This is a genomic window from Lacticaseibacillus absianus (genome assembly GCF_013407595.1).
GTDB lineage: Bacteria > Bacillota > Bacilli > Lactobacillales > Lactobacillaceae > Lacticaseibacillus > Lacticaseibacillus absianus.
The window spans coordinates 1,048,629-1,069,573 of the sequence record NZ_JABEKX010000001.1; the positions used below are offsets into that span (position 1 = coordinate 1,048,629).

The window sequence follows — 20,945 nt, forward strand, 5'->3', positions numbered from 1 at the left end:
GGACTGGAAGTGAGCCGTGTGCATTACTACCGATTCGCAACACCGCCGTATCCATACTATATTGAAGCAAGTGAGGCCACCTATGCCACTGGACAGCGGCACATCGACCGCCAGTTCTTTGAGTTTTTTGATCTGATCTTTGTGACGAAGGGGTGCCTGTTCTTGACCGAAGAGTCGACCGCCTACACGCTGACCGCGAACCATGGACTGATCCTCGCGCCGTACCTTCACCATTTTTCCCCGCGACCGGTCGCAACGGAAACGCACTTCTATTGGACACATTTTCTGTGCCCGACGCATTTTACGATCGCGCAATCGCCAAGTCGCTCGGCATTTGATCAAATCTCGCTGCCCAACACCTTCGTGGCGGCTGATCCGCAGGGGCTCATCTCGGACTTTGAATTTTTGTGCGCGACGGCGCAAGTGACGGGTGTCGATGAGGTCCTGGCGCGAGAACAGCACCTCTTGAATCTGTTCCGCGCCATTGCGCAGACCGCCCAGATCGGCGTATCGGCAGCCGTCTCTGCGGTCGCTCGTCGCGCCGTCACGCTGATGACAGAGCGATACATGGCGCCGGAGTTCAATATTAATCGACTTAAGGCCCAATTGAACTTTGACCCCACCTATGTGTCGAGGTGTGTCAAAAGCGTGTATGGGGTCACGGCTAAGCAATATCTGCTGGACCTGAGGCTCAACCAGGCGAAGTTGCTCCTCAGGTCGTCTAATTTACCGGTCGGTGTCATCGCTGAACGGGTGGGGTTTGGCGATCAAGCGCACTTCAGCAAGGTGTTTAAGCAACAGACCTTGACCACGCCGTCTGCGTTTCGCGATCAGTATCGGCGCTGAGCGGAGCAGCCGGTCGCGGTCTGGCAACGCCAGGGTCAAGGTCAGGGGACACGGCTGGCCGCGTCTGCGGGTGCGACGGCCATCATCGTGATCGGCGTCCGCCGACAAAAAAGTGGGGCTGTGCCATAACGCGGTTTTAGCCCAGAGTATAAGAGCGATCCCCTGAAAAACCCGAACTTAGGTTTTGCAGGGGATCGCTCTTATACGGCAAGGGCGTTGCGTTATGGCACGTAACGTTCTGGAATAGTCGTGCCACCAGAGGTGATGTCACAACCCCACTTTGATCTCGGTCAAGTTAACCAAGCCTAACCGATCGTGGTGCTGGTCACCTGTCCGGCAACAGCTGCAGCCGCGCAGCCAGCGTACCGCCAGCGGCCAGGGCGGCGTGGGCGATCGTGGTGCCGGTCGGTTGGCCGTTGAACGTGCGGCGCCGACGAATTGCAGGTGGTCATGATTCTTGGCTGTTGTTAGCGTCAGCAGCCGGCCGTTCGGCAGGTGTAACGTGACTTGGTCGAAGAACGGGATCCCCAGCACGTACTCACCGCTGCCGGGGGTGACCGGGTAGAAGCCGAGGCTGGAGAACAGGTACCAGCTGCTCATCGAACCGTTGTCTTCGTCGCCGGGGTAGCCGGCGGGACCGGCGTTGAACGCCGTCAGAAGCAGCTGCTTGACGGTCAACTCGGTGCCCGGCGCATCACCGGCCAGGGTGAACAGGTACGGCAGGTGGAAGCTCGGCTGGTTGGAGATCGCCAGTTGGCCAAAATCCAGCGCCGCCAGCTCACGCATCTCGTGGATGGTCTGGCCGTAGCCCCCGACCTGATAGCTCGGGGCCTGGTTGACCAGGTGGTGTAGGTGCTTGATGAAGGCTGGTTTGCCACCGGTCAAGTCGATCAACCCCGGCCAGTCTTGATACACTGCAAAACTGTTCTGCCAGGCGCTGCCTTCCGTGAAGCCGTTGCCCCAAGTGGTCGGGTTAAAGTCCGGCGTGAACGCACCGTTGCGGTCCTTGGGGTGCATCAATTTGACGGCCGGGTCGAACAGGTGGCGGTAGTTCTGGCTACGCGCGGCGTATTTCGCTTGCAGTTCGGTTTCGCCCAGGTGGGCCGCGACGACGCTGATCAGCCAGTCGGAGTAGGCGTAATCGAGGGTCTTGTTGACAGACTCGCCGATGTCAGCAGGCACATAGCCGAGCGCCAGGTACTCGGCCAGACCTTCACGCCCGTACTTGGGGTCGTCGCTGATCGTCTCGGCGCCGTGAATCATCGCCGTCAGGAAGGCGGGCATCAGATCGTCGGCCAGGCCCTTGACCGCCGCGTCGGCGATCACTGCGTCGACCATCGTGCCCGGCATCATGCCGCGCTCGTCAGGCGCCAGCCACCGCGGCAGGAAGCCGGCTTCGTGGTAGCTGGTGAGGAAGCCTTCCAGCATGTCGTGGTAAGTGTCCGGCTGCATCAGGCTGAGGAACGGAAACAGCGTTTTGTACGTATCCCAAAAGCCATTGTTGGTGTACAGCTTCCCGGGCTTCACCGCGCGCGCCGTCGTGTCGTAGTGGACGGGTTGGCCGGTCGCGTCGAGTTCATAGAAGCGCATCGGAAACAGGAGCGCCCGGTACAGGTTGTGGTAAAACGTGGCCACGCGCGCCGCGTGGTGGTCTGTGACGGCGACACGGTCGAGCTGGGCCTGCCAGGCCGCAGCGTGCGCGGCCTGCATGGCGTCGAAGTCGGCCTCGCCCAGGGCAGCCAGGTTGCGTTCGGCCTGCTCAGCCCCGATGAATGAGGTGGCAAAGCGCACCGTGGCGGCCTGCGTATTCAACGGCCACTCGAGGTCGCCACTGGCCAGCGCCTGCGCGTCGCCTGTACCGGTCGGCAAGGCGAGCGCTAACCACATCGCAAAGTCTGGGTCTTCGCATTCGGCGAAGTTCTGGAGCCGCACGATGGCGGTCTGCCCGCGCGTGGCCTCAAGCGTCGTCCGCGGTGGGCAGACCAGCCGTAGTCGTAACGGCGCGGCAGCCGTGGATAACCGCAGAGCGCCGCCGTAGCGGCCGTTGGTGGCCTCGATCTGGATCTGCTGGGCCTCATCGTACAGGCGGATGAGGTCCGGGCGGAAGCTGGCTTCAGTGGGGCGGTACATGCTTTCAGCCTGCGCCGCCGTACCGACGGTCAGCGGCATGAACGCGGCGTGCTGGAAGTCGCCGATCCACGGGCTGGCCTGGTGCGTCAGCCGAATGCCGGCAAACGTTGGCTGCGCTGGATCGAACCACCAGGTCGTATCGGCCAACGTGGTCTGCACGCTGAGGTAGTTCATCCCGAACGGGACCCCTGTCAGCGGCAGGGTGTTGCCATGGGAGAAAGTGTAAGTGCTGGCGGTCCCAATCCGGGTATCGATCGATTGACTGTTCATGTGAGGTGCCTCCTTGGAAGACAACAGCAGTGGGTCAAGCTCAGTGCCGGTCCAGGGCCTCTGCCTGCCGCAGCACCTTGGCCGGATTGCCGGCCACCAGCGTGTTGGCCGGGACGTCGTGGGTGACGACGCTACCAGCACCGATGATCGCGTTATCACCGATGGTGACACCGGGCAGGATCAAGGCGTTGGTGCAGATCCAGACATTGTTGCCGATGGTGATCGGATGGGCGTACTCCAGGTTGGCGTTGCGCTCTGCGGCGTTTTGCGGGTGGGTCTCAGTGATCAAGGCGACGTTGGGGGCAATGAAAACATTGTTGCCGATGGTGATCTTGGCGCTGTCCATCAGCTTGCCGTTGATGTTCATGTAGAAGTTGTCGCCAACGGTCACGTTGTACCCATAGGTGCAAAACAGTGGCTGCTCGATCATCGGACTTTGGCCGACGCTGCCCAGCAAATCGCGCAAGGCGGCCTCGCGCTTGTCGCGCTCGAGCGGGTAGAGGTGGTTGTAATCGTAGACCTTCTTGATCGTGATGTCGCGGTCAGCGACGAGGTCTGGTGCGTATGGCTGATAGAGCAGGCCAGCCGCGCATTTTTCACGTTCGGATCGTGTGGTCATAAGGGGCCTCCTTGAATGAGTTGGGGTCAAAAATCGTGGCGAGTGGTTCACGGGGTGTGCGTCGGGTCAGATGCGCTGCGGCTGCGAGCGAAGACGCCAAGCGCGTTGCACCGCACGGGGCGCAACGCGCTTGGCTGATCTAGCCGCTCCGCTAAACCCGGGAGTCCTCCGCTCTGGTTCGTCGAGCTGCGAAGCGCATACGGGTACGGTCTAAGTCGTCCCAACGGAAGGCCCAAACCCGGGGCCTCACGTTAGGACGATTTAGCCCAACCCGCATAACCGCGCTTCTCCGCTCTGGTTCCAGTTACAACGCCTGCAACATTCGCAGTTGGGCGTCGTACAGCTGGAAGTACTCGCCGTGGTGGGCCATCAGGCTGTCATGGTTGCCGGACTCGACGATCTCGCCGTGGTTGATCACGAGGATCTTGTCGGCGCGCTGGATGGTCGAGAGACGGTGGGCGACGATGAAGCTAGTTCGCCCGCGCAGTAGCTCTTGCAGGCCAGCCTGCAGCAGCTGTTCGGTGTGGGTATCGATCGCGGCAGCTGCCTCGTCGAGGATCAAGATCTTCGGGTCGGCGAGCAGGGTGCGGGCAAAGGCGATCAGCTGGCGCTGGCCGGCAGAGAGGCTGACGCCGCGCTCTTGGACGACGGTGTTGTAACCATCCTTGAGGGTCTTGATGAAGTCATCTGCGCGCGCGACTTTGGCGGCCGCGATCACCTCTGCCTCGGTCGCGTCGAGGCGACCATAGCGGATGTTGTCCATAATAGTGCCTGAGAAAATGAAGGTGTCTTGGAGCATGACGCCCATCTGCGAGCGCAGCGAGGCGATGGTGACGCGGTTGATGTCGACGCCGTCGATCAGGAGCTGGCCGCTGGTGACGTTGTAAAAGCGCGACAGCAGGTTGATGATGGTCGACTTGCCGGCCCCGGTTGGCCCGACTAAGGCGATGGTCTCGCCGGGTTCCGCGTGGAAGTTGATGTGGTGCAGGATCTCGGGTTCATCTGACGCATATTTGAAGGAGACGTCGTGGAACTGCACGTCCCCGTGGATCGGCGGCAAGGCGAAGGCGCCGGGCAGGTCCTGGACCTCGGGTTTTTCATCCAGGGTCTCGAAGATGCGCTCGAGGTAGGCGGTCGCGGTGATCAGCGAGTTGTAGAAGTTCCCGATGTTGATCACGGGGTTCCAGAAGTTGTTGATATAGCCGAGAAACGCGATCAGCGTCCCGGTCGATACCGCCACGCCGACGTGTTGCAGGCCGACGAAATAGATCAAGGCGGTGGTCAGGGGAGAGATCATCTGCACACCAGGCCACAGCAGGAACTGGATCTTGACGGCGTGCATCCAGCTGGTGCGATTCTCATCGGCGACGGCGTCGAAGGTCCCAATCGCGTTGGGCTCCTGCGCGAAGCCCTGGGTGACCTTGATCCCCGCGATGCTTTCATGGATGTAGGCGTTGAGGTTCGATTGCTTGTTGGACAGGTCGCGGTAGGCCTTGCGCTGCTGGACCTGGATCGCGTAGGTCCAGACGGCCAGCACCGGCACCAGCAGCAGGCTCCACAGGGTCAGCCGCCAGTTGATGACGAGCATGAAGATGAGGGTGACGATCAGCGAGATCAGATCGGAGATCAAGTTGATCAGCCCGTTGCTCAGAAGGTCCGATAGCGTGTTGATGTAGTTGACGACGCGGATCAGGATCTTCCCGTGCGGCCGCGAGTCGAAGTAGGAGAAGGGCAATTCTTGCAGGTGGGTAAAAATGTCCGTCCGCATGTCGCGCAGCAGGTTCTGGCCGATCTCGGTGATCGCCCAGATGCGGTAGCGCAGGCAGGCGAACGCGATGATCAGCGTCAAGAGGAACAGCCCGGAGATGCCCCACAGCTCGGGCATGTTGTGGTGAGGGATGGTCTCATCGATCGCCTGCTTGATCAGGTAGGGGCCGAGGATCGTTGCGATGTTGCCGAGTAGGATGGTGCCGAGCACGACGGCGAGGCGGCCGGCATACGGGCGCAGGTAGTGGCTGAGGCGCGCGTAATCGCGCCACTGGAAGTTCTCGGTCAGGTCTTCGTCGACGTTGGCGGTATTGCGTTTGGCCATCAGTGCTCACTCCCTTCTTCGGTGACAGCGCCTAGCTGGCGATCGTACGCGGCGGCGTACGCCCCGTGTTGAGCGAGCAGGCTTTCGTGCGTGCCGCGCTCGATGATGCGGCCGTGGTTCAAGACAATGATCTGATCGGCGTGGCGCAGGCTGGAGATGCGCGTGGCGATGATGAAGACCGTCTTGTCTTGCGTGACGGTGCGCAGCCGCTGCTGGATCGCCGCTTCGGTCTCCATGTCCAACGCGCTGGTGGTGTCATCGAGGATCAGGATCTTCGGATCGTTGACCAAGGCGCGGGTCAGGGAGATCCGCTGCTTTTGGCCCCCCGACAGGCCGACCCCGCGCTCGCCGACGACGGTGTCGTAGCCGTCGGGCATTGCCGCGATGAAGTCGTTCGCGTCGGCGACCTGGGCCATTTCGCGGATGAAGGTCGGCTTGGCGCCGTGGTTCCCGTAGCTAATGTTATCGCCGATGGTATCGGAGAATAAGAAGAGGTCTTGCATAACGATGGTGATCTGGGCGCGCAGGTCACGCACCGCCCAGTCCCGGATGTCCTTGCCGTCGATCGACACGGTCCCGCCGGTCGCGTCATAGAAGCGTGCGATCAGGTTCATCAGTGTCGACTTGCCGGAGCCGGTCTCGCCCAGGATCCCCAGGGTCTGGCCCGGTTGAACGTCGAAGCTGACGTCCTCGAGCACCTTGGTGTCGGGGTCGTCGGCGTAGGCGAAGCTGACGTGGTCGAACGTGACTGCGCCGTGGATCGCCGGGCGTTGGGCGCTGGCACCGGTTGGGATCGCCGGCTTGGCGGCGAGCATCTGGCGGATCTTGACCGTCGAGGCGGAGAAGCGCTGGATGTCGTTGATCAGCCAGCCGCTCATGCGCATCGGCTGGTTGAGCATCCACAAGAAACCGTTGAAGGTGACGAGGTCGCCCAGGGTCATGCGGCCGCTGATGACGAAGGCGCCGCCGATCAGGAGCACGAGCACTTGCAGCAACGACGCGAGAAAGTCCAGCGGTGGCAAGTAGCGCCGGGAGATGCCCGCGGAGTCCATGTTGCGCTGTTTATAGTCCTCGTTGAGCTTGGCGAACTTGTCGATCTCGAAGGCTTCACGCGCGAAGGCCTTGACGACGCGGTTGCCCGAGATGTTCTCTTCGACCATCGCGTTGAGGCGCGCGAAGCTCTGGCGAATCTCGAAGAAGACGGGGTGCGCCTGGCTGGACATTTTGATGGTCAGCACGCCGATCACTGGGGTGACGACGACCAGCGCCAGCATCAGCGGCCAGGAGATGGTGCTCATCACGATGATCGCCGCGGCGAACCACAGCACGTTTTCGATCACGGTATAGGAGACCCATGACAGCATGTGGCGGATCGCGTCGGTGTCCCCAGTCAGCCGGGCCATGATGTCCCCGGTGCGCACCGTGTTGAAAAAGTCAAAATCCAGCGACTGAAGCTTGACGAACAGATCGTGGCGGATGTCGTACAGCGCGTTTTGGCCCATCTGCTCAAACAGGATCTGATAGGCGTAGCGCACGACCACCCGCGCGGCGGTGACCGCGACCATCGTGACCAGCATCGGCGTCAGGCGCGCAATGTGGCCCTGCAAGATGACCTGGTCGACAATCATGCCCCCGAGCAGGGGCACGACGATGATCGCCGCCGAATTGATGAGGATCAAGGCGCTGGCAAAAAGGATCGCGGCGCGACTCTTTTTGGCGTACTGCCAGACCCAGGTATATGGATTCATAACAACCTCCGATAAAAATGAGTGTAAGCGATTGCGGCCAGTCGCGGTTCGCGGGATAATAAGATGATGGCAAGACGCACCGACGTCTGGTTACAAGAGCGTATTATGCGCCGATGGCACCGAAACCAAATGGACGAACCTGTTCGATTGCTTGGAGGATACTGTCTATGGAAAAAGCCGGCAGTGGGCTGCTCAATCTAAATAATTTTGCCCCCGATGTGCTGTATGTCTTCGCCTTTCGCAACGGCAAGGTCGGCACCGGCCTGTACCACGCGCACGACTTCCTCGAGATGTCGATCATGCTGGCGGGGTGCGCGGATTATCGCATCGAATCGGCCCACCGGCGGATCCACGCGGGGCAGGTGATGGTGTTCAACCCGGGGGTCCACCACCAGGACTCCCAGACGCAGGGCACCAACAGCTACCAGCTGCACATCGGGTTTCGCGGCATCACGCTGCCAGGGGTGGCCGCCGACCGCATGCCCTTCGCCGACAGCGTCGTCGACCTCGGCGAACAGCGCGAGGCGTTCTTCGAGACCGCTGGCCGCATCGCGGCGGAGAGCCAAGGCGCGACGCTGGTCGGGCGCGACCTCCTGCAGCAGGCGCGGGTGATCGAGCTGCTGTGCCTGCTGATGCGGGCGCTGCCGAACAACCAGGTCAGCGCCGATCACGTCTCTGCACAGGCCGCCGCCGAGACGCCGGATCGCTCCGCGCTAGCCGTTGCGGCGTCGTATTACCTGGAGGCGCACTACACCGAGCCGGTCACGCTGACGGACCTGGCGGACCACCTGCACGTCAGCACCGCCCACCTGTCGCACACCTTCAAGGCGGTCAACGGGGTGGGGCCGATGGGCTACATGACCTCGCTGCGCCTCAACCGGGCCCAGCAGCTACTCAAGGAGACGGCCTTGCCGATCAAGGCAGTCGCCAGCGCCGTCGGCTACCAGGATCCGTACTACTTCAGCCGCCTGTTCAAGCAGACATTCGGTCAGGCCCCGTCGCAGGTGCAAGAGCAGCGCGGCTCGGCGTGACCATGAGACACCAAAACGCGAGGACCACCTGTTGAGGGGGCCTCGCGTTTTTGTCGTCGCCGCACCGGCCGCTTGTTCGCAGTGGTGAGGGGCAGTGTCAAACCGGCGCGCACGTGGTTGACGGGTCGGTGACCCGACCTGTCGGTTTTGGCGCGCCTAGACACACCAAAGCCGCCCCAGGGAAGCCCCCAGCGCGCCTTTGGCTGACGTGACCCGCCGTTGCCAGGCGGAGCCGCAGGGCCGCGGCGGCTTGACACCGCGTGGGCCTTGCGTGGCCGGTGTGTCAGCACACCGGCCGGACTTGATTAGATGCCTGCCGGAGCAGGGGCAACCCGACTTTTCGCACGATCGATTCATCCACATACCACTGGCCTTTGCGTCCGTCAGTACGCGACGCTTCACTGCATATGCTCTGTGGGGGTTACTAGGCGAAAGCCTTGGATGATTTCACCAAGCCTGAAGGTCACCGGTGCCGGCAGCTGTCCGACATCACCTTAGACTCGAGCTCGACGTTACTGTAGCACGCCGTTGATTTTTTGGCAAGCGGTTACACTCGGGCCGGGCGCCGAGTCGAGTTGCTCTACAAATCCGCGGGGCGCGCGTACACTGTGGGCACATGGAGGTGATGATCATGAGTGAGTGGCGTCCCCGCTTGCGCGTGCGCGGGTGGGTCGTCGGGGCGGTGGTCCCGTATCGGTTGGATGAGGAATGGCGCCTAGTGCGCCCGGAGATGGTGGTGCTCGGGGTCGATGAGGTGTTCGCGCTGGATGGGACCGAGCTGGCGGTGCCGCCGATGACGGTGTTGGTCCCGTACGATGCACACTTTGCGGCGATGGCGGCCCGGTGCGCGTGGGGTTTCGCATTCAGCTCGAAGCTAGCGTCCAGGCGGTGCGCGACGTTGGGTCTGCGGTCGTGGCAACGCAGGTGATGGCGGGGGTCCAGAGCGGGCGCGACCGGGTGGCCCGCCGCGGCGAGTGCTGGCTCGAGCGAATGGCGGCCCGAGCGGCGACGGAGGCGAAGTTGCGCGGGTGGTTCAGCGGCCTGAGTGGCCCGATGCGCCGGCTGCAAGGCGAGATGCGCAGCGGGCGGCTCAGCTTCAGCGCCTTTCACGCCCGGCTGACGACGCTGTTGGCGGCGCACGGGCCCTTTTTGCAGCGGGCCGGTCAGCGGTTGATGGCCGACCAGCTGGCCGTGATGCGCCAAACCGACCGCCGCGTGGCGCCGTTAGTCACCGCGCATTATGGGCTATACGCGGTGCGGCACGTCAAGCTCGTGCGCCTGGTGCCGACGCAGGGCTGGCAGGCCCGGGTCAAAGCGGCGCCGGCGCGCGCCAGGCGCGTGACCTATCAGCGTGCACTGTTCGAAGATTTGCGCGCGAACCGTCAGTACTGGACGGCGCACCGGTTGCCGGTGGTCGGACCGGGGGCGGGGCGCACGCCGTGGACACCGGCGGTCCCGCTGGTGTGAGGAGGGGTCGACAATGAATCTGATGATCCGAAATACGCAGGCAGTGGCCGTTGTGGGCACAATCAGCGGTGGGGCGCGCGAGTGGATCCGCACGGCCGATGACCACCTAGCGGCTTATGACTTCGCTTGGCTGCCTAATGATGGGGCGTTGGTGGTGCAGGCGAGCGCGTCGGTCACGCTTGGCGGGGCCGCGGTCCGGCTACCGTTCGGGCCGGCGATCATGCGCGCAGGCGCGGCGATCGGGGACACGGTGGCGTTCACGGCCGTTGCCGGGGACTACGCGGCGGTCCCCGCAGCCGCGGTCGACGCCCTGCAGGCGCAGCGGCTTCTTTCGGCCGGCGGGGTTGACGGTGGATGGGCCGGGGCCGAACGCCTGGGGGCCGATCGACCCGCGGCAGGTGCCCACAGCGGCCAGGCAGCACGAGCTGTTTGGCCAGTGGCTGACCCCCAAGCCGACCGCCGGCCAGTTGCTTAATTAATATTTACATTCTCAATCAATTGCAAGCGCTTCCTTTTTCGGAGGTGAACAGGTATACTAGCGAAAAAGGAGGAGATCACGATGAAGGGACTTGAAACCGCGCTCGAGCGCTACCTTGCGCCGATCGCTAACTGGATGAACCAGAACCGCTTTTTCTCGACACTCGCGGCTGCCTTCATGCGCAGCCTGCCGGTCACGATCGGCGTCGCCTTGATCCTGGTCGTGTACGGGCTGCCGTTCCCGGCGTGGCAGGAATTGATCTGGCACAGTGACCTGAACGATCAGTTCACTGCGGCGCTCGGGGCGTCAATGAACGCCTTGAGCCTGTACATCGCCTTCAACTTCGCCTACTTATATGTCAAACAGGGCCAAGGCGATGGCCTGACGGCGGGGATGCTCGCGGTGATGAACCTGCTGATGCTGATGCCACAGACCGTGGCGGTGCCCCAGTTGCAGCACGCCGTCACGAAGGGGGCGGCAGTCGTCACCGGGGTGGAGAAGGTCAGCGCCTTTGCCACGACTTACACGGGTGGCGGGGGGCTGATCGTGGCCATCGCGGTGGCCTACCTGACGGCGCTGGGATACGGGTGGTTGAGCGGCGGTCGGCTGGCGATCAAAATGCCGGCCGGCGTCCCGCCGATGGTCCAGGCCGCCATGGCCCCGGCGCTGATCGCGGTGCTGCTGGCCAGTGCCTTCTTCGCCTTGCGCATCGCGCTGTGGTTGACGCCCGCCCGAGACGCGTTCAGCCTGGTCACGGCGGTGATCCAAGCGCCGCTGCAGCACCTGACGGGGCACCCGGTGTCGATCATCGTCTTGGCGACCGTGACGAACCTGTTTTGGTTCTTCGGGCTCCACCCGTCACTGATCGTCGGGGTCTCCAGCCCCTTGCTGCTCGCCCTGTTGGCGGATAACGCCAACGCCGTGGCAGCGGGGCGGCCACTGCCGTACCTGCTGGGCGGGCTGGTGTACTTGATGACGTCGAACATGTTCGGTGGCCAGGGTCAGACGATGGGGCTGGTGATCGCGATGAGCCGGGCCCGCTCGGCGCGCTTCAAGCAACTGTTCAAGCTGGAGGCGTTGCCGGCCTTGTTCAACGTCAACGAACCGCTGATCTTCGGCGCGCCGATCATGCTCAACCCGCTGTTTTTCTTCCCGATGCTGCTGGTCGCGCCGGTCAGCGGGCTGGCGACTTGGGGGTTGGTTCGGGTGCTGGGCATCACGAAGTACGCCGCAGGGGTGATGCTCCCGTGGACGTTGCCGGGGCCGGTGCAAGCGGTGATGTACGGCGGTGGGTCACTGCTGTTGGTGATGGCCGTCGTGTTAGGGCTGGTGACGCTGGTCTGGTGGCCGTTTTTCCGCCTGGCTGACGCGCGGGCGCTGAAAGAAGAGCAGGCAGGCGCCGTGGCGCCGACAAAGGAGGATGCATGATGAGTTTTGCAGACGGATTCTTGTGGGGCGCTAGTACCAGCGCCTACCAGTACGAAGGCGCAACAACGGTGGACGGCAAAGGGCCATCGGTCCAAGACACCGCGACGCTGGCCGGGGGCCTGAGCGATTTTGCCCAAGGCAGCGATGGCTACCACCGGATCGATGAAGACGTAGCCTTGTTCCAACAGATGGGGCTCAAGGCCTACCGGTTCTCGGTCGCCTGGACGCGGCTGTACCCGGACGGGGTACACTTCAACGCGGCCGGCCTGGATTGGTATTTGCACCTACTGGACCAGCTCCAGGCCGCGGGGATCGAGCCGCTGGTGACGCTGTATCACTTCGACTTACCGGCGGCGCTGGCGGCCAAGGGCGGCTGGGCGGACCGGGCGACGATCGACGCGTACCTGACGTACGTCCGCACGGTCTTTGACGCCTTCGGGCAGCGGGTGACCTACTACCAGACGGTCAACGAGCAGAACATGGTCCTGGCCGGTGCGCTGCAGCAGGTGCAGGCAGGGACGCTCAGCCTGCAAGACGCCGTGCAAGGTAACCACCACCTGTTCGTCGCCGGGGCGGCCGCGATCAACCTTGCCCACGCCCAGTACCCGCACATCAAGATCGGGCCAGCACCGAACCTCGTGGCGGTCTATCCGCTGACCCCGACACCGGTCGACGCGCTGGCGGCGGATACCTACGACGCGCTGCGCAACCTGATGTTTGGCGACATGGCGGCGTGGGGCCGCTACAACCAGACGGCCTTGGCGACGCTGGCCAGTGCCGGCGTGCACGTGACGATCACGCCGGACGATGCGGCCATGCTGGCCGCTGCGACGCCAGACTTGCTGTATTTCAACTACTACAACAGTGAAGTGGTGCAGGCCGCCACCAACGGCCCGCTGCCGTTCAAGAAGGTGCCGAACCCGACTGTACCGCAGACCGAATTCGGCTGGGACATCGACCCGCTGGGGTTCTACCTGACTCTGCGCCAGCTCTGGGACCGCTACCGCTTGCCGCTGATGGTGACGGAAAACGGCCTGGGCGCGCACGACACGGTGGTCGCAGGGCAAGTCGACGACCCCGCGCGCATCGCGTATCTGCGTGAGCATATCGCGGCCATGGCCCGGGCAGTGGCCGACGGGGTGACCGTTCTGGGCTACAATGTCTGGTCCGCCGTCGACGTGGTCTCGACGCACGAGGGCTTCGCCAAGCGCTATGGCTTGATCCATGTCGACCGCGACGAACAGGGTCAGGGGAGCTTCGATCGCCTGCCCAAGGCGAGCTTCGACTGGTACCGGCGGGTGATCGCCAGCAACGGGGCGACGCTCGACTGAGCCGCCGGCGACACATGGTCAGGAAGGCGCCGGACCTGATCCGATCAGGTCTCGGGGCCTTTTTGGGTGCGCGCGAATCTGCGCTCGGTGGCCGGCGGGGCCGCACGGTCAGGGGGACGAGGGGCAAAAACGCGCGTGGCGTCTCCTTGTCTTGTCATGGTGTGGTATATTGAGTTATCGCAACGAGACGGGAGACGAGAGAATTGACTTGGGGGCTTCGGGGCACGATATTTCTGACCAACAGCGCCGTGTTGATCGGCTACGCCTGCTTGTTCAACTGGCTGCAGACCGCCAAGTTCACACAGGCACGGGACCAGCGGCTGCGCATGGGGTATCTGATCGCGATCACGGTCGCGTTTTTGCTCCTATTTCACTACGCCTCGATCTTTCAGATGGCGGCCTTAGGCAACCGCCCGGGGTTCGGGTGGAACTATATCAACTTCCAGGTCGCCACGGTGCTGTATGCCTTGTTGTTGGCCCGCGAGCGGCCAGTGTTGCTCAGTCTCGCGGCGGTCTTGTTCGTGTGGTACTGGTGGCTGCCGAATGCGCCGCAGTGGACGCTGTATTGGACCCTCACACTGTTGATGATGATCTGCACGCAGGAGTGCGGGGCCGCGATCGGCCGGCGGTGGTGGTGCTATTACCCGTACTGCCTCGGGTTTGCCGCCCCGCTTTTGGCCCTCAACTTCGTCTCGGTGCACGGGATCGTGGTCGGGTGGCCGTGGCAGGTCGCCACATACCTGGTGATCTGCTGGATGTTGCGGACGGTGCAGGACACCTTCAAGCGCCAGCGCGAGCGCCAGGCGGGGCTGCTAGCCGCGGCCCAGCACGACGACCTGACCCACCTGTGGAATTTTCGCGTGTTCAGCGCGGCCCTGCAGACGGCCTACGACCGGGCACGGCGCACCGGGACCCCCTATGCCCTGTTCACCTTTGACATCGACGACTTCAAGCGAGTCAACGACCGGTACGGGCACCTGGTGGGGAATCAGGTGTTGCAAGGCGTCGCGACGCGGTTGGTCGAGCTGACTGCGGCGCTGGGGCCGGGGGTGCAGTCGTATCGCACCGGCGGCGAGGAGTTCAGTTTTATCCTGCCGGGCGCGGCGCCTGAGCCGACCCTGGCGCGGCAGATCGCCTGGCAGATCCACGATGAGCTGGGGCGGCTAAGCTTCACGGCCCCGGACGGGCGCCAGTTTGGCGTCACGGTGTCGCTGGGCGCGGACCACTCAGACGCGCGCGACCAGAACTACTTGGATGTCTATAAGCGTGCAGATCACGCCTTGTACCAGGCCAAGCGCAGCGGCCGCGACCGGGTGACCGTGGCGGGGGAGACACTGTGGCGCTGAAGGCCGGCTTGGGGGGGGCGGCCGACTCGGGCCAGGCGGATGTGGTATAATGCGTTCAGGCCCGGCCGCGAGACGGACCACGCTTACCGAGCCGCACAGCGGCGAATCGAGGGGCGTTGCCCCAATGAAGGAGACATTGAACCACATGACTGAGATCCCCGCTTTTACCCCGATCCTGTTAGGCAGCGACATGAACGTGTACGGCATGGCGCGCTCGTTGCACGAGCTGACCGGCCAGACCGTTGATGTGTACGCCCGCGAACAGCTGGCCCCGACGCGCTATTCGAAGATCGTCAACGTGCACCTGATCGACCACTTCGACACCGACCCGACCTTCTTCACGGCCATGCAGCAGATCGCCGCGGCCCACGCTGACGCACCAGGCAAGCTGCTGCTGATCGCGTGTGGCGACACTTACGCCGAGCTGATCGCCAAGCACAAGCCTGAGCTCGAGGCGGATTTTGTCTGCCCGTATGTCGACTACGCGCTGTTGCGTCAGCTGAACAACAAGGAGAATTTTTACCGGCTCTGCGATGAGTACCACCTGCCGTATCCGGCGACGAAGATCGTCACCCGGGCGATGTACGCCAGCGGTGTGGTCATCACCGCACCATTCGAGTTCCCGATGGCGCTCAAGCCAGCTGATTCGGTCGAGTGGCTCGACATCCACTTTGAGGGGCGCAAGAAGGCCTTCACCATCCACTCGCAAGTCGAACTGAACACGATCATCGCCAAGATCTATGACAACGGCTACACGAGCGACCTGATCTTGCAGGACTTCGTGCCGGGGGATGACTCCAACATGCGTGTGCTCAATGCCTATGTCGACCAGCACCACCACGTCAAGATGATGTGCTTGGGCCACCCACTGCTGGAGGATCCGACGCCGGCTGCGATCGGGAACTATGTCGCGATCCTGCCAGAGTATGATCAGCAGCTGTATGACCAGATGGCCGCGTTCCTAGAGGCGATCCAGTTCACCGGCTTCGCCAACTTCGACATGAAATACGACGTGCGCGACGATACCTTCAAGCTGTTTGAGATCAACATCCGTCAGGGCCGCAGCTCGTTTTTCGTCACCCTCAACGGGTATAACCTCGCGTCTTGGCCGGTGCTCGATTACATCACCGCCACGCTGGCCGACCAGCCACCGGTCTTTGCGAACCAAGACCCAGCGCAACACCAGCTGTGGCTCGGGGTGCCTAAGCGCGTCTTCAAGCAGTACGCCAAGGACAATCCGGCCAAGCAGCGGGCCCTCGAGCTGCTGGCTGCGGGGCGCGTGGGCACCACGGTGTTCTATGACCAAGACATGTCCCTGCGGCGCTGGGTGCTGATGACGTACATGTTCCATAACTATGTCGGGCGCTATAAGCAGTATTTTGCTGAAAATAAGGGCTAAAAGGCGTATAATTAGGTTAACCTAAATCAGGAGGTCTCATTATGGCTACAGAAGAAGAATTTGTCGTTCAGTCCATGCACTACGACCGCTTGTTGCTCGCCGTTGACGATGACGACGACGAGTCCTCACGCAGGGCGTTCAATTACGCCGCCACGCTGGCGAAGATCTACAATATCCCGCTGGGGATCGTCTCGGTCCTCGAGACCGGCGATTTGAACATCTATCAGTCCCTGTCACCAGATATCTTGAGCCAGCGCCGTAGCGAGATCGCCGCGCACCTCAACACCTATGTCGAAAAGGCGCAGGCGTTTGGCGCACAAGACGTTCAGCCCCTGATCGGCGAAGGCAAGCCTGCGCGGGTGATCCTCGAAGAGATCGTGCCCACCTTCAAGCCAGACCTGATCATCCTCGGGTCCCACACGCAGCACGGCCGCTCGCGGATCGGCCATGTCGCCGGTGAGATCGTGCGCGACGCGGAAGTGTCCGTGATCGTCGTCCGCTAGGCCAGCGGATCGTCGGGCCAAGGCCTGCTGAACGGTTCACGAGTGAATGACGACTAGTCCAGAATAGTCCGCGCCATCAAGCGACGCCCAATCCGTACCAGCACAGCCCCGTGTCAACCCTAAGTTCGGGGGTGACGCGGGGCTGTGCTGATACTCTGGGCTCAAAACCGCTGGACGGCTCAGTCTCGGTTGCGTTCGAAGCGACCAGCGCGACCCTAGTCGGCCGCCTCAGGAGGGGCATGCGATGAACAAGCGCCAGATGAAAAAGACACGCAAGCTGATCTGGGTGGTGATCCAGGAGCACCGCGACGCCCGGGCCGCCACCGAACTACCGCTGGTGCGCGTCTACACGCGCCAGTGCGTGGCCAAGCGTGAGTTCGACGCCACGGTGCGCCACCGTCAGTTGCGGGCAGTGGCGATCGACAGCGCCGGCACTGAATGGCAGGCGACTAGCCCCACGCTGCGGGTCAGCCTAAAGCGTGCGTTCTTCAATCTCGAATTCGCTGCGTTCATGACCCAACAGGAGGATGACGCATGAATTATGGCTCAGTGACGATCGGCACAGTGGTGGCGCGGGTCTCGCGCTTCACGGTGACGGTCACCGTGAACGGTGAAGTGGTCGCCGCCCACCTCAGCAATACGGGGCGCAACAAGGAACTTCTGGTCCCTGGGCACCCGGTCAGCATCCGGCGTGCGGCTAACTCGGCGCGCAAGACGCCGTACGACATCCTGGCCGTGCAGCGCGATGGTCGCTGGATCAATATCGACAGTCTCGCTCCCAACCGGGTGGTCAACGCGGCGTTGCAGGCGGGCACCCTGGCGCTGCCCGGCTGCCCTGGGCCGTACACCGTGCACCCCGAGACGACCTACCTGGATTCGCGACTGGACTTTGCCGGGACGGCGGCCGATGGGGGGCAGTGGTTCGCCGAGACCAAGGGCGTGACCCTCGCCAATGGGCCCCATGCCGCATTCCCCGACGCGCCGACGACGCGCGGGCTCAAACACGTGCACACGCTGACGCACGCGGTGGCGGCCGGCTACCGCGCCTATCTGCTGCTGGTGGTCCAGTTGCCGGGGATCGAGACGGTGACGATCTACAAGGACCGCTTCCCGGCGCTGGCCCCGGCGATCACGGCAGCCAAGGCGGCCGGCGTGCGGGTGATCGCCTTGACCTGCCAGACCGGGCCGGATTTTATCACGCTCGACCGCGCCGTTGCGTTCGACGAGACACTGCCGTTCACCGAAGTCTAGCGCGACTCAGAACACAAGGGTTGGCAAAAAATAACGTTGCGTTGTACAATAGGGACACGATAAGGAGGCGAGCGCATGGCAAAGCGTAAAAAGTCAAGCGTCAAGACTTGGGTGTGGCGCGTCTGCCTGACGCTGGGGCTGCTGATCGGTCTGGCGATGGTGTTCAACGAGCAGATCAAACTGTTTTTCGTTGACCGCATGAGCCAGTCGACGATGCAGACGGTGACCCAAAAAAGCGTCAAGGCCAACGAGAAGAAGAAGGCGACCTACGATTTTGACGCCGTGTCCGCGCTTGACCTCACCACGGTTTCCAAGGCGATGACCGACGCCAGCAAGGATGCGATCGGCATGCTCGCCGTGCCGTCGGTCAAGATCTACCTGCCGGTGCTTCAGGGCCTGTCCAACACGCACATGGCGACTGGGGCCGGCACCATGAAGCCGGGGCAGAAGATGGGCGAGGGCAACTACGCCTTGGCCGGTCACAGCATCATGAAGCGCACCGGGCCACTGATGTCGCCGCTGGATTACACGAAGGTCGGCGACATGGTCTACCTGACCGATATGACCCACGTCTACACCTACAAGATCACCGAGAAGAAGACGATCGACATGTCCCATGTCGAGGTGGTCGACGACGTGCCGGGCAAGAAGCTCGTCACGCTGATCACCTGTGAGGCCCTGACCAACTCGAACGCCGACCGCGTCTACGTGCGTGGCGAGCTGCAGAAGGTCGAGGCAGCGACCGACAAGACGATCAAGATCTTCGAGAAAAAATAACCGGCAAGGCGTCGCGACTCGGGTGAGTCGCGACGTTTTTTGGTGTAAGATAGGGGAGTTAACGGAGGACAACCATGACACGATACGAACGCTTCATCGCCAACGACCACTTGCGCCGCCCCGCCGTCCTCGCGTCGGTCTGCGTCGGCCTGTGGTTGGCGCGCAGCATCATGAGCACGATCTTGCTCACCTTCATCTTCGCCTTTCTCGTCACCCGGGTGATCAACCTCGTGCGGCGCCACGTCCGCGTGCGGCCAGCCCTCGTGGTCGCCCCGCTGTACATCCTGGTGGTGTTGGGGGTGCTGTACACCCTGATCCATTACGTGCCGATGATCGCCGATCAGACGGTCACCCTGTATAATTCGGTGCTGAAGTTCTACAACAGTCAGGCGTTCGCGGACAACCAAGCGATGCAGTGGGTGTTGCAGTCGGTCAACCAGATGAACCTCAAGGAGCAGCTGCAAGCTGGCATCACCACGCTTCTCGAGTACGCCGGCAATATCACCGCGATGGGCGTGACACTCGTCTTGTCGCTGCTGCTCAGCTTCTTTTTCACCATCGAGCTCGATGAGTTGCAGACATTCGGCCAGCGCTTCCTCGACTCGCCATTCGGCTGGTACTTCGCCGACCTCAAATACTTTGCGGTCAAGTTCATCAATACCTTCGGCGTGGTGATCGAGGCGCAGATCTTCATCGCCATCGTCAACACCGCGATCACGACGGTCACCCTGATCTTCCTCAAGATGACCAACGTCCCGAGCCTGGCGATCATGGTCTTTTTGCTGTCGATGATCCCAGTCGCCGGGGCGATCATCTCCGTGGTGCCGCTGGCGATCATCGCCTACACCGTCGACGGGCTGCAAGGCGTCGCGACCATCGTGATCATGATCCTGCTGATCCACATGCTCGAGGCCTATGTGCTGAACCCGAAGTTTATGAGCAGCCGCACCAAGCTGCCGGTGTTCTTCACCTTCGTCGTCTTGCTGGTCGGGGAAAAACTCTTCGGCACCTGGGGGCTGATCGTTGGCATCCCGGTGTTCACCTTCCTGCTGGACATCATCGGCGTCAAGAAGATCCCAGACGACCCGGTCGCACCGCCTGCGCCGCACGGCCTTGATCACACCGAGTGACCGCAAACAAATGGCCTTGCTCCCCTTTAGGTTGAGGGGCGCAAGGCCGTTTTGGTGCGCGTCGGGTTCAGGTGGGGTCGTCCGGGACGTATTCGAGCAAGTCGCCGGGCTGGCAGTCTAGGGCGCGGCACAGGGCGGTCAGCGTGGAGAAGCGGATCGCCTTGGCGCGGTCGTTTTTGAGGATGCTCAGGTTCGCTTCCGTCAGGCCGATCTGCGCGGCGAGGTCGACGCCACGGACCTGGCGCTGCGCCATCACCTCCGCCAGGTGTGAGCGGATCACACTAACCCCTCCGTTTCGTGCTGGAGCTGGACGCCGTAAGCGAACACGTAGCCCATAACCAGCGCCGCGCAACTGAGGGCCAGGCCGGTGAACGGGGCCAGGTCGATGCCGCCGGTGAGCTGCGTCGGCGTGAACGTGGTCAGAAGCCAGCGAATTAGATAGGGGCTGATCAGCTCGTGGTAAAGCGTCAGGCCGAGGCCGCAGTAGCCGAGCCAGAGCAGGCGCCGGGCGTTGATCGTGGTGAACACCGCCGCCGTGGCGATCGCCGCGAAGAACCGCGCGCCGAGCCAGAGCATGACGGCGACCACCAGTCGCACGAGCAGTTGGTCGGCGATCAGGATCACCTGTGCGCCCAGCGACACCGGCCCGATCAGCGTCGCCGATTCGGGCAGCGCCCCCGCTGAGAAGCCCTCGATGCTGTGACTCACCGTGGGCTGTGCGAGCGCCACATCGACATAGGTGTGCCCCGGTAGGATCACCTGGTTGACGCCGATCCGCCCGAACAGGGTGAGCAAGCCCGACAGCAGGACGATGAGCAGTGAAAGTTGAAGCATGACCTTGATGAACGTCGCCATCAGGGCCATCGTGCGTTGTGAGATCGCCATGGCCCACCTCCTTCGTTGACTTCATTATAGGCGGACTGGCGGCGGGTGGCAACCGATAATTATCGAAAAACAACAAGAAATTAGCGATTAACGATAAGCAAGCCGGGCTGCGCGAACGGCGGGTGGCGCGGGCCGGGGAGCGGGGCGGTGCTGATCGTAACGGATCTGACCCTGGTCGGCGTACACGCCGCCATTGTGGCGATGAGCTGGCGCG

The 20,945-nt window shown here is 62.7% G+C and carries 20 protein-coding genes; 14 read left to right on the top strand and 6 right to left on the bottom strand.

The window, feature by feature from the left end; genetic code table 11:
- Positions 1 to 18 precede the first annotated feature (18 nt).
- The gene (locus HII33_RS13960; RefSeq protein WP_179394566.1) at positions 19 to 846 is read left to right on the top strand and encodes a helix-turn-helix domain-containing protein; all 828 of its coding nucleotides are present in this window, start codon (positions 19 to 21) and stop codon (positions 844 to 846) included.
- Positions 847 to 1,113: 267 nt separating this feature from the next.
- On the opposite strand, the gene HII33_RS04405 is transcribed toward HII33_RS13960, so the two are convergent.
- The 4 genes from HII33_RS04405 to HII33_RS04420 all read right to left on the bottom strand — a co-directional run bounded on the left by HII33_RS04405 (position 1,114) and on the right by HII33_RS04420 (position 7,705).
- Complete coding sequence (locus tag HII33_RS04405) at positions 1,114 to 3,246, bottom strand: GH92 family glycosyl hydrolase (protein WP_246287264.1); 2,133 nt, start codon at positions 3,244 to 3,246, stop codon at positions 1,114 to 1,116.
- Between the two features lie 40 nt (positions 3,247 to 3,286).
- Positions 3,287 to 3,865, bottom strand: a complete 579-nt coding sequence (locus HII33_RS04410; protein ID WP_179394567.1) for a sugar O-acetyltransferase — start codon at positions 3,863 to 3,865, stop codon at positions 3,287 to 3,289.
- 304 nt (positions 3,866 to 4,169) lie between these two features.
- Positions 4,170 to 5,957 carry an ABC transporter ATP-binding protein gene (locus HII33_RS04415; protein WP_179394568.1) on the bottom strand — a complete coding sequence of 596 codons (1,788 nt, stop codon included), beginning with the start codon at positions 5,955 to 5,957 and terminating at the stop codon, positions 4,170 to 4,172.
- Positions 5,957 to 7,705: an ABC transporter ATP-binding protein gene (locus tag HII33_RS04420; RefSeq protein WP_179394569.1), complete on the bottom strand. Its 1,749-nt coding sequence runs from the start codon at positions 7,703 to 7,705 to the stop codon at positions 5,957 to 5,959. Before HII33_RS04420 ends, HII33_RS04415 begins: the two co-directional genes overlap by 1 nt.
- 167 nt (positions 7,706 to 7,872) lie before the next feature.
- On the opposite strand from HII33_RS04420, the gene HII33_RS04425 reads away from it, so the two are divergent.
- The 13 genes from HII33_RS04425 (at position 7,873) to HII33_RS04485 (ending at position 19,846) form a co-directional block, all read left to right on the top strand.
- Positions 7,873 to 8,736: a helix-turn-helix transcriptional regulator gene (locus HII33_RS04425; protein WP_246287265.1), complete on the top strand. Its 864-nt coding sequence runs from the start codon at positions 7,873 to 7,875 to the stop codon at positions 8,734 to 8,736.
- Positions 8,737 to 9,367: 631 nt separating this feature from the next.
- Positions 9,368 to 9,664 (top strand): hypothetical protein, encoded by a 297-nt coding sequence (locus tag HII33_RS04430; protein ID WP_179394570.1) that lies wholly within the window; start codon positions 9,368 to 9,370, stop codon positions 9,662 to 9,664.
- On the top strand, positions 9,586 to 10,203 hold the full coding sequence (locus HII33_RS04435) for a hypothetical protein (protein WP_179394571.1): 618 nt from the start codon (positions 9,586 to 9,588) through the stop codon (positions 10,201 to 10,203). Before HII33_RS04430 ends, HII33_RS04435 begins: the two co-directional genes overlap by 79 nt.
- A gap of 13 nt (positions 10,204 to 10,216) precedes the next feature.
- Positions 10,217 to 10,678 carry a hypothetical protein gene (locus HII33_RS04440; RefSeq protein WP_179394572.1) on the top strand — a complete coding sequence of 154 codons (462 nt, stop codon included), beginning with the start codon at positions 10,217 to 10,219 and terminating at the stop codon, positions 10,676 to 10,678.
- Positions 10,679 to 10,762: 84 nt separating this feature from the next.
- Complete coding sequence (locus HII33_RS04445; protein WP_179394573.1) at positions 10,763 to 12,109, top strand: PTS sugar transporter subunit IIC; 1,347 nt, start codon at positions 10,763 to 10,765, stop codon at positions 12,107 to 12,109.
- A complete protein-coding gene (locus HII33_RS04450; RefSeq protein WP_246287266.1) occupies positions 12,109 to 13,440 on the top strand; it encodes a glycoside hydrolase family 1 protein in 1,332 nt (443 codons plus the stop codon). Before HII33_RS04445 ends, HII33_RS04450 begins: the two co-directional genes overlap by 1 nt.
- A 203-nt stretch (positions 13,441 to 13,643) precedes the next feature.
- Positions 13,644 to 14,786 carry a GGDEF domain-containing protein gene (locus tag HII33_RS04455; RefSeq protein WP_179394575.1) on the top strand — a complete coding sequence of 381 codons (1,143 nt, stop codon included), beginning with the start codon at positions 13,644 to 13,646 and terminating at the stop codon, positions 14,784 to 14,786.
- Between the two features lie 145 nt (positions 14,787 to 14,931).
- Positions 14,932 to 16,185 (top strand): carboxylate--amine ligase, encoded by a 1,254-nt coding sequence (locus tag HII33_RS04460; protein WP_179394706.1) that lies wholly within the window; start codon positions 14,932 to 14,934, stop codon positions 16,183 to 16,185.
- A 41-nt stretch (positions 16,186 to 16,226) separates the two neighbouring features.
- On the top strand, positions 16,227 to 16,688 hold the full coding sequence (locus tag HII33_RS04465; RefSeq protein ID WP_179394576.1) for a universal stress protein: 462 nt from the start codon (positions 16,227 to 16,229) through the stop codon (positions 16,686 to 16,688).
- Between the two features lie 244 nt (positions 16,689 to 16,932).
- Positions 16,933 to 17,226, top strand: a complete 294-nt coding sequence (locus tag HII33_RS04470) for a hypothetical protein (protein WP_179394577.1) — start codon at positions 16,933 to 16,935, stop codon at positions 17,224 to 17,226.
- Positions 17,223 to 17,939, top strand: coding sequence for a DNA/RNA nuclease SfsA (sfsA, locus tag HII33_RS04475; RefSeq protein ID WP_179394578.1), 717 nt, complete (start codon positions 17,223 to 17,225; stop codon positions 17,937 to 17,939). Before HII33_RS04470 ends, sfsA begins: the two co-directional genes overlap by 4 nt.
- Before the next feature lie 75 nt (positions 17,940 to 18,014).
- A complete protein-coding gene (locus HII33_RS04480; protein WP_179394579.1) occupies positions 18,015 to 18,716 on the top strand; it encodes a class A sortase in 702 nt (233 codons plus the stop codon).
- Between the two features lie 74 nt (positions 18,717 to 18,790).
- Positions 18,791 to 19,846, top strand: coding sequence for an AI-2E family transporter (locus HII33_RS04485; RefSeq protein WP_179394580.1), 1,056 nt, complete (start codon positions 18,791 to 18,793; stop codon positions 19,844 to 19,846).
- Between the two features lie 67 nt (positions 19,847 to 19,913).
- Here the strand turns inward: HII33_RS04485 and HII33_RS04490 are convergent, their stop codons facing one another.
- A complete protein-coding gene (locus tag HII33_RS04490) occupies positions 19,914 to 20,126 on the bottom strand; it encodes a helix-turn-helix domain-containing protein (protein WP_179394581.1) in 213 nt (70 codons plus the stop codon).
- Entirely contained in the window at positions 20,123 to 20,731 is a 609-nt protein-coding gene (locus HII33_RS04495; RefSeq protein WP_179394582.1) for a DUF2975 domain-containing protein, read from the bottom strand. The genes HII33_RS04490 and HII33_RS04495 overlap by 4 nt, the downstream gene beginning before the upstream one ends.
- Positions 20,732 to 20,945: the final 214 nt, after the last annotated feature.

Coding starts and splice junctions, on each gene's coding strand:
- HII33_RS04405 (WP_246287264.1), bottom strand. CDS start 3,246: ATGAACAGTCAATCGATCGATACCCGGATTGGGACCGCCAGCACTTAC.
- HII33_RS04410 (WP_179394567.1), bottom strand. CDS start 3,865: ATGACCACACGATCCGAACGTGAAAAATGCGCGGCTGGCCTGCTCTAT.
- HII33_RS04415 (WP_179394568.1), bottom strand. CDS start 5,957: ATGGCCAAACGCAATACCGCCAACGTCGACGAAGACCTGACCGAGAAC.
- HII33_RS04420 (WP_179394569.1), bottom strand. CDS start 7,705: ATGAATCCATATACCTGGGTCTGGCAGTACGCCAAAAAGAGTCGCGCC.
- HII33_RS04425 (WP_246287265.1), top strand. CDS start 7,873: ATGGAAAAAGCCGGCAGTGGGCTGCTCAATCTAAATAATTTTGCCCCC.
- HII33_RS04430 (WP_179394570.1), top strand. CDS start 9,368: ATGAGTGAGTGGCGTCCCCGCTTGCGCGTGCGCGGGTGGGTCGTCGGG.
- HII33_RS04440 (WP_179394572.1), top strand. CDS start 10,217: ATGAATCTGATGATCCGAAATACGCAGGCAGTGGCCGTTGTGGGCACA.
- HII33_RS04445 (WP_179394573.1), top strand. CDS start 10,763: ATGAAGGGACTTGAAACCGCGCTCGAGCGCTACCTTGCGCCGATCGCT.
- HII33_RS04450 (WP_246287266.1), top strand. CDS start 12,109: ATGAGTTTTGCAGACGGATTCTTGTGGGGCGCTAGTACCAGCGCCTAC.
- HII33_RS04460 (WP_179394706.1), top strand. CDS start 14,932: ATGACTGAGATCCCCGCTTTTACCCCGATCCTGTTAGGCAGCGACATG.
- HII33_RS04465 (WP_179394576.1), top strand. CDS start 16,227: ATGGCTACAGAAGAAGAATTTGTCGTTCAGTCCATGCACTACGACCGC.
- HII33_RS04470 (WP_179394577.1), top strand. CDS start 16,933: ATGAACAAGCGCCAGATGAAAAAGACACGCAAGCTGATCTGGGTGGTG.
- sfsA (WP_179394578.1), top strand. CDS start 17,223: ATGAATTATGGCTCAGTGACGATCGGCACAGTGGTGGCGCGGGTCTCG.
- HII33_RS04480 (WP_179394579.1), top strand. CDS start 18,015: ATGGCAAAGCGTAAAAAGTCAAGCGTCAAGACTTGGGTGTGGCGCGTC.
- HII33_RS04485 (WP_179394580.1), top strand. CDS start 18,791: ATGACACGATACGAACGCTTCATCGCCAACGACCACTTGCGCCGCCCC.
- HII33_RS04495 (WP_179394582.1), bottom strand. CDS start 20,731: ATGGCGATCTCACAACGCACGATGGCCCTGATGGCGACGTTCATCAAG.